The sequence below is a fragment of the Agromyces humi genome (assembly GCF_009720255.1).
Classification (GTDB): Bacteria; Actinomycetota; Actinomycetes; order Actinomycetales; family Microbacteriaceae; genus Agromyces; species Agromyces humi.
Window position 1 is genome coordinate 1 of record NZ_WJSP02000168.1, and the last position, 7,847, is coordinate 7,847.

At 71.5% G+C, this 7,847-nt stretch carries 5 protein-coding genes and 1 pseudogene; all 6 read right to left on the reverse strand.

The annotated features are described in order from the left end of the window. Positions 1 to 144: 144 nt before the first annotated feature. Entirely contained in the window at positions 145 to 1,029 is an 885-nt protein-coding gene (gene pyrF, locus GH736_RS13460; RefSeq protein WP_159604089.1) for an orotidine-5'-phosphate decarboxylase, read from the reverse strand. Then, positions 1,026 to 4,316 carry a carbamoyl-phosphate synthase large subunit gene (gene carB / locus GH736_RS13465; RefSeq protein WP_159604100.1) on the reverse strand — a complete coding sequence of 1,097 codons (3,291 nt, stop codon included), beginning with the start codon at positions 4,314 to 4,316 and terminating at the stop codon, positions 1,026 to 1,028. The genes pyrF and carB overlap by 4 nt, the downstream gene beginning before the upstream one ends. Then, entirely contained in the window at positions 4,316 to 5,473 is a 1,158-nt protein-coding gene (carA, locus tag GH736_RS13470; protein WP_203230766.1) for a glutamine-hydrolyzing carbamoyl-phosphate synthase small subunit, read from the reverse strand. The genes carB and carA overlap by 1 nt, the downstream gene beginning before the upstream one ends. Then, entirely contained in the window at positions 5,466 to 6,017 is a 552-nt protein-coding gene (locus GH736_RS13475) for a PH-like domain-containing protein (RefSeq protein WP_159604102.1), read from the reverse strand. Before GH736_RS13475 ends, carA begins: the two co-directional genes overlap by 8 nt. After that, positions 6,010 to 7,353 (reverse strand): dihydroorotase, encoded by a 1,344-nt coding sequence (locus GH736_RS13480; RefSeq protein ID WP_159604115.1) that lies wholly within the window; start codon positions 7,351 to 7,353, stop codon positions 6,010 to 6,012. Before GH736_RS13480 ends, GH736_RS13475 begins: the two co-directional genes overlap by 8 nt. Further along, positions 7,353 to 7,847: pseudogene (locus GH736_RS13485) on the reverse strand (aspartate carbamoyltransferase); the annotation flags it as partial. The pseudogene GH736_RS13485 and the gene GH736_RS13480, both read right to left, overlap by 1 nt.

Here is a 7,847-nt window from a genome sequence, read left to right on the forward strand (position 1 = left end):
AACTCGCCGTTCTCGTCGGTGAACGTGTAGGGCTTCGCGTCGCCGAGGCTCGCGACCCGGATCTGGCCCGGGGTGATCAGGTGGTAGGGGTTCTCCTCGGCGGTCGAGTCGCTCGTCGTGGCGCCGGGGGTCGTGGTGGTGGACTCAGGCAACCGCGGCTCCGTACTCGTCGGCGCGACGCGCGATGGCGTCGGCCAGTCCATCCGGTCCGGCCATCAGCAGCGACCGCGACTCGTTCGCGACGACCCCGCTCGCGAAGCCGCCGAAGCGGGAGCGGAGCTCCCTCGGCTCGGCGCCCTGGTGGCCGAATCCGGGCGCCAGCACCGGAAGGCCGGGGCGCGGCGGCTCGGCCTCGATGTCGATGCCCGCGGCGGGGAGGTCGGTCGTCGCCCCGAACACCACGCCGATGGAGCCGAGCGCGTGGCTCGTGGCATCGGCTCGGCCCTGGTTCCAGCTGATCACGCCGTCGGTGATCGCCTGCGCCACCGTCGACCCGGCCCGGCTCGACTGCTGGAGGACCGCGCGCTGGATGGCCGCGGCCTCGGGATTGGACGTAGCGGCGAGGACGAACAGGCCCTTGCCCGCCGTCTCGGCCGCGACCATGACCTGCTCGATCGAGCCGAGGCCCTGGAACGCGCTGATCGTCATCGCGTCGGCCTCGAGGCTCGATCCCGGACGCAGCCACGCCTCGCCGTACGCCTCGACCGTGGAGCCGATGTCGCCGCGCTTCGCGTCGGCGATCACGAGGAGGCCGGCGTCGCGGGCTTCGGCCAGGAGGCGTTCGAGCACGGCGTAGCCCGCTGCGCCGTGCCGCTCGAAGAATGCCACCTGGGGCTTCACGATGCCGATCAGGCCGGCTGCCGCCTCGATCGCGCGGAGCCCGAACTCGCGGACGCCCTCCGCGGAATCGGGCCGGCCCCACGCCTCGAGCACCGACCGGTGCGGGTCGAGTCCGAGGCAGAGATGCCCGTAGGCCGCGAAGACCGACTCGAGCCGCTCCCCGAACGGGATCACGCCGGCGCCGATCATGCCAGCGCCGCCGCTCGCCGCCGGCCGTACTCCTGCAGGCTCGTGACCTCGAACCCGCCACGGACCGCGTCGAGCGAGGCGACTGCCGCCGAGAGCTCGGCGATGGTCGTGAACAGCGCGATGTCGGCCGCCACCGCCGCTGCGCGGATCTCGTACCCGTCGGCACGGGCGGAGCGGCCGCTCGGGGTGTTGATCACCACGTCCACCTCGCCGCGGTGGATGAGCTCGACGATCGAGGCGTCGTCGGCCGACGGCTTCTCGCTGTACTTCAGCACCTCCCGGGCGCGGATGCCGTTGCGTCGCAGCACCTCGGCGGTGCCCTCGGTGGCGGTGATGTCGTAGCCGAGCTGCTGCAGCCTCAGCACCGGCAGGATGATCGCGCGCTTGTCGCGGTCGGAGACCGACACGAACACCGTGCCGCTGAGCGGCATGCCGCCGTACGCCGCGAGCTGGCTCTTCGCGAACGCGGTCGGGAAGTCCTTGTCGATGCCCATGACCTCGCCCGTGGAGCGCATCTCGGGTCCGAGCACGGAGTCGACCATGATGCCCTCCCGGGTGCGGAAGCGATGGAACGGCAGGACCGCCTCCTTCACGGCGACCGGCGCGTCGAGCGGCACCCGCGAGCCGTCGGACTCGGGGAGCATGCCCTCGGCGATCAGTTCCGCGACGGTCGCGCCGACCATGATGCGAGAGGCGGCCTTGGCGAGCGGGATGCCGAGCGCCTTCGACACGAACGGGACCGTTCGGCTCGCCCGCGGGTTCGCCTCGAGCACGTAGAGCACGCCGGCCGCGACGGCGAACTGCACGTTGAGCAGCCCGCGCACGCCGATGCCCTCCGCGATCGCCCGCGTGGCTTCGCGGACCCGGTCGACCTCCGCGCGGCCGAGCGTCACGGGCGGCAGGGTGCAGCTCGAGTCGCCGGAGTGGATGCCGGCCTCCTCGATGTGCTCCATCACGCCGCCGATGTACAGGTCGGTGCCGTCGTACAGGGCGTCGACGTCGATCTCGATCGCGTCGTCGAGGAATCGGTCGACGAGTAGCGGATGGCTCGGGCCGACGATGCCCTGACCCTCGATGCGCGAGAAGTAGTCGGCGAGCGACGGCGAGTCGTAGACGATCTCCATGCCGCGGCCGCCGAGCACGTAGCTCGGCCGAACCAGCACCGGGTAGCCGATGCCCTCGGCCACGTGGACGGCGCCCGCGAGGTCGATCGCGGTGCCGTTGCGCGGTGCGAGCAGCCCGGCCGCCTCGAGGATGCCCGAGAACAGCCCGCGCTCCTCGGCGAGGTCGATCGCGTCGGGCGTGGTGCCCAGGATGGGGACGCCGGCCGCCTCGAGGCCCTTCGCGAGCCCGAGCGCGGTCTGGCCGCCGAGCTGCACGACGACGCCGACGAGCTCACCGGTCTGCGACTCCGCGTGGATGACCTCGAGCACGTCCTCGAGCGTGAGCGGCTCGAAGTACAGCCGGTCGCTCGTGTCGTAGTCGGTCGAGACCGTCTCGGGGTTGCAGTTGATCATGATGGTCTCGAAGCCGGCGTCCGAGAGCGCGAACGACGCGTGCACGCACGAGTAGTCGAACTCGACGCCCTGCCCGATGCGGTTCGGCCCCGAGCCGAGGATGACGACCTTGCGGCGGTCGCTGGGCTCCACCTCCGTCTCGAGGTCGTAGCTCGAGTAGTGGTACGGCGTCAGCGCGGGGAACTCGCCGGCGCAGGTGTCGACGGTCTTGTACACCGGGCGGATGCCGAGGATGTGCCGCACCTCGCGGGCGTCGGCCTCGCCGAAGCCGCGCAACTGCCCGATCTGCGCGTCCGAGAAGCCGTGGTCCTTGGCGAGCAGCAGCATGTCGTGGTCGAGCGCCTCGGCATTCGCGACGGTCTCGGCCACCTCGTTGATGAGGACGATCTGGTCGAGGAACCACGGGTCGATCTTCGTGGCCTCGAACACCTCGTCGATCGTGGCGCCCTTGCGGAGCGCCTGCTGCACCAGCACGATGCGGCCGTCGGTGGGCACGCGCGACGCCTCGACGAGCTCCTCGACGCTGCGCGGCTCGTCGCCCCAGTGGAACGACGACCCGCGCTTCTCGAGCGAGCGCAGCGCCTTCTGCAGGGCGGTCGCGTAGTTGCGGCCGATCGCCATCGCCTCGCCGACCGACTTCATGGTCGTGGTGAGCGTGGGGTCGGCGGCGGGGAACTTCTCGAACGCGAAGCGAGGCACCTTGACGACGACGTAGTCGAGCGTCGGTTCGAAGCTCGCCGGCGTCACCCGCGTGATGTCGTTCGGGATCTCGTCGAGGCGGTAGCCGATGGCGAGCTTCGCCGCGATCTTCGCGATCGGGAAGCCCGTGGCCTTCGACGCGAGCGCCGACGAGCGGGAGACGCGGGGGTTCATCTCGATCACGATGATGCGGCCGTCGGCGGGGTCGATCGCGAACTGGATGTTGCAGCCGCCGGTGTCGACGCCCACGGCGCGGATGATGTCGATGCCGATGTCGCGGAGCTTCTGGTACTCGCGGTCGGTGAGCGTGAGGGCCGGCGCGACCGTGATCGAGTCGCCGGTGTGCACGCCGACGGGGTCCACGTTCTCGATGGAGCAGACGACGACCGTGTTGTCGGCGGTGTCGCGCATGAGCTCGAGCTCGTACTCCTTCCAGCCGAGGATCGACTCCTCGAGGAGCACCTCGGTGGTCGGCGAGTCGTGGAGGCCCTGCGTCACGATGCGCACCAGGTCCTCCTCGGTGTACGCGAAGCCCGAGCCGAGGCCGCCCATGGTGAAGGAAGGGCGCACGACCAGGGGGTAGCCGAGGTCGAGGGCGAACTCCTTCGCCTGGTCGAGGGTCTTCGCCACGTGCGACCGGGCCACGCCCGCGCCCGCCTCGATCACGAGGTCCTTGAAGAGCTGCCGGTCCTCGCCCTTGCGGATGGCCTCGACCTTCGCGCCGATGAGCTCGACGCCGTGCTTCTCGAGGATGCCCGCGTCGTGCAGTGCGATCGCCGCGTTGAGCGCCGTCTGGCCGCCCAGGGTCGGCAGCACCGCGTCGGGGCGCTCCTTGACGATGATCGACTCGATGATCTCGGGCGTGATCGGCTCGATGTAGGTGGCGTCCGCGAAGTCGGGGTCCGTCATGATCGTGGCCGGGTTCGGGTTCACGAGGATGACGCGCACGCCCTCCGCTCGCAGCACCCGGCACGCCTGGGTGCCCGAGTAGTCGAACTCCGCCGCCTGCCCGATCACGATCGGCCCCGAGCCGATGACGAGGACGCTGTTGATGTCGTCGCGCTTGGGCATCAGGCGTTGGTCTCCTTGCTCGCGATGACCATGTCGCGGAACCGGTCGAAGAGGTAGTTCGCGTCGTGCGGGCCGGCCGCCGACTCGGGATGGTACTGCACCGAGAAGGCCGGGATGTCGAGGCAGTTGAGCCCCTCGACGACGTTGTCGTTGAGGTCGTAGTGGCTCACCTCGACCCGTCCGAAGCCCTCTGCGGAGTCGCTCACGCGGTCGATCGGCGCGTCGACCGCGAAGCCGTGGTTGTGCGAGGTGATCTCGACCCGGCCGGTGGCCTTGTCGAGCACGGGCTGGTTGATGCCGCGGTGGCCGAAGGGCAGCTTGTACGTGCCGAAGCCGAGCGCGCGGCCGAGCAGCTGGTTGCCGAAGCAGATGCCGAAGTAGGGCAGGCCCTCGCGCAGCGTCGTGCGCAGCAGGTCGACATGGCGGTCGGATGCCCCGGGGTCGCCGGGCCCGTTCGAGAAGAACAGCGCGTCGGGCTCCATCGCGAGCACCTCCTCCGCGGTGACGGACTGCGGCACGACGTGCACGTCGAAGCCGCGCTCGGCGAGGTACTTCAGCGTCGACGTCTTCACGCCCAGGTCGAGGACCGCGACGGAGCCGACGCGCTCACCCTCGGCGGGCAGCGAGTACGCCTCGGTGGTGGAGACGGTGCCCGAGAGGTTCAGGCCGGTCATCTGCTCGCCGGCGAGCACGAGCTCGAGCTGCTCGCCGTGCGTGAGCAGCGCGGCATCACCCGAGAAGATGCCGGCGCGCATGGCGCCCGCCGAGCGGATGTGGCGGGTGACGGCGCGGGTGTCGATGCCGCTGATCCCGACGATGCCGGCCGCCTCGAGGTCGTCGTCGAGGCTGCGCTGCGCGCGGAAGTTGGAGACGACGCGGGAGGGGTCGCGCACGACGAATCCGGCGACCCAGATCTTCGACGACTCCATGTCCTCGTCGTTCGCGCCGGTGTTGCCGATGTGCGGCGCGGTCATCATCACGATCTGGCCGGCGTACGACGGGTCGGTCAGCGTCTCCTGATAGCCGGTCATGCCGGTCGCGAAGACCGCTTCGCCGAGGGTGCGCCCGCGGGCGCCGTATGCGCGGCCCTCGTAGCGGCGTCCGTCCTCGAGCACGAGCACGGCGGGGTCCGACGTGCGGGTTGGGGTCTCAGTCATCCGAGGCCTCGCTCTCCTTCTCCGGCCGCGATGCGGCACGCGCCGCGGCGATGTCGTTGACGGCGGCGATGATGCGCGCCGAGTCGCCCGGGTACCGGGCCCTGAGGTAGCTGTCGACGTGGGAAGCCCGGGTGTCGGGATCGGCCACGTGCGCGATCCACGTGATGGCCACGAGTCCTTCGGGCTCCACGCCCCGATCGATGGCGTAGCTCGCCTCGCCCGCCGAGACGACGCGGTCGGCCGGGAGGAAGCTCGCGGACTCGCCGGCGACCCGCAGCACGACGCCCTCGGGCGCGATCTCGATGCGCGCGGCGCCCCGGAAGGCGAGACCGGCGACGGCGAGCCGCTCGAGCGGCTCCCCCGTCGGGGTCGTGGCGACGTAGAGCACCTCGGTCTCGAGCAGGAACGAGCCGAGCGCGGCGGGCAGCGGGTAGGAGGTGAGGGATTCGTCGCGGCGGGTACGACGCCGCCACGACCGCAGCATGAGCCACGCGGCGACGGCCACGATGGCCACCGAGATGAGCACGCCGATCCACTTATCCACGGGCCACCCCCGCGGCGACGTCGGCGAGGCGCGCGACCTCGTCGGCCGGGCGCACCGCGCCGTCGGCGTAGGTGGCGTAGCCGGCGTGGAAGGTGGCGACCACGCGGCCGGGCAGGCGACGACCCAGGTAGGGTGAGTTCGCGCTGCGTCCGGCGAGGCGCTCGAGCGAGAAGTCGGATGCCGCGGCCGGGTCGTAGAGCGTGACCTCGGCCGGCGATCCGGCGGCCAGTGCCTGCCCGTGCCCGGTGAGCCGGCCGATCCGGGCGGGGGTCGCGGACATGACGCGCGCGACATCCGACCAGTCGAGGAGGCCGTTCTCCACGACGGCGGCGTGCACGACCGCGAGCGCGGACTCGAGCCCGACCATGCCGTTCGCGGCGGCATCCCACTCGCTCTCCTTCGCCTCCACGGGATGCGGCGCGTGATCGGTGGCGACGATGTCGATCGTGCCGTCGGCGAGGGCGGCACGGAGGGCCTCGACGTCCTCGGCGCGGCGGAGCGGCGGGTTGACCTTGAACCGCGGGTCGTAGCTGGCGACGAGGTCCTCGGTGAGCAGCAGGTGGTGCGGCGTGACCTCGGCGGTCACGGCGATGCCCCGGGCCTTCGCCCAGCGGATGACCTCGACCGACCCGGCCGTCGACACGTGGCAGACGTGCAGGCGGCTGCCGACGTGCTCGGCGAGCAGCACGTCGCGGGCGATGATCGACTCCTCGGCGACGGCGGGCCAGCCGGCGAGGCCGAGCTCGCCCGACAACGCCCCCTCGTTCATCTGCGCGCCCTGCGTGAGCCTCGGCTCCTGGGCGTGCTGCGCGATCACGCCGTCGAACGCCTTGACGTACTCGAGGGCCCGACGCATCAGCAGCGGGTCAGCGACGCAGAACCCGTCGTCGCTGAAGACGCGCACCTTCGCACGGGAGCGGGCCATCGCCCCGAGCTCGGCGAGCTGCTCGCCCTTCAAGCCGACCGTGACCGCGCCGATGGGCTGCACCGTCGCGTAGCCGGCGGCGCGGCCGAGGCTCGCCTCCTGCTCGACGACGCCGGCCGTGTCGGCGACCGGGAACGTGTTGGCCATCGCGAAGACGGCGGTGAAGCCGCCCGCCGCCGCGGCCTGCGTGCCGGTGAGGACCGTCTCGCTCTGCTCGTAGCCGGGCTCGCGCAGGTGGGTGTGCAGGTCGACGAGGCCGGGCAGCGCCACGAGCCCGTCGGCGTCGACGACCGTCGCACCCGCGGCATCCGCGATGCGCCCCGCCTCGGCGATGACGCCGTCGGCGAGGAGGAGGTCGGTGCGCTCGCCCGTGGGCAGGGTCGCGCCTCTGATCAGGAACCGCTCGGCCATCATGCGTCTCCCCGTTCGCCCGACAGCAGCAGATAGAGGGCGGCCATTCTCACTGATACTCCGTTCGCGACCTGCTCGCGCACCGTGGACTGCGGCGAATCCGCGGCGCGGGCGGCGATCTCCAGCCCGCGGTTCATCGGCCCGGGGTGCATGACCATCGTAGCCGGGGGCAATCGGTCGAACCGGGCGTCGTCGAGTCCCCAGGTGCGGGCGTACTCGCGGCTGTTGGGGAAGAACGCGGCGAGCATGCGCTCGGCCTGGATCCGCAGCATCATGACGACGTCGGGCGCCTCGGCGAGCGACGCGTCGAGGTCGTAGCCGACGCGAGCCGGCCAGCCCGAGGTGTCGACCGGCACCAGCGTGGGCGGCGCGATGAGCTCGACCTCCGCCCCGAGCGTCGTGAGCAGCCACACGTTCGACCGTGCCACGCGCGAGTGCAGGATGTCGCCGACGATCACGACGCGCACGCCGTCGAGCCCGCGCCCGCGCGAGGC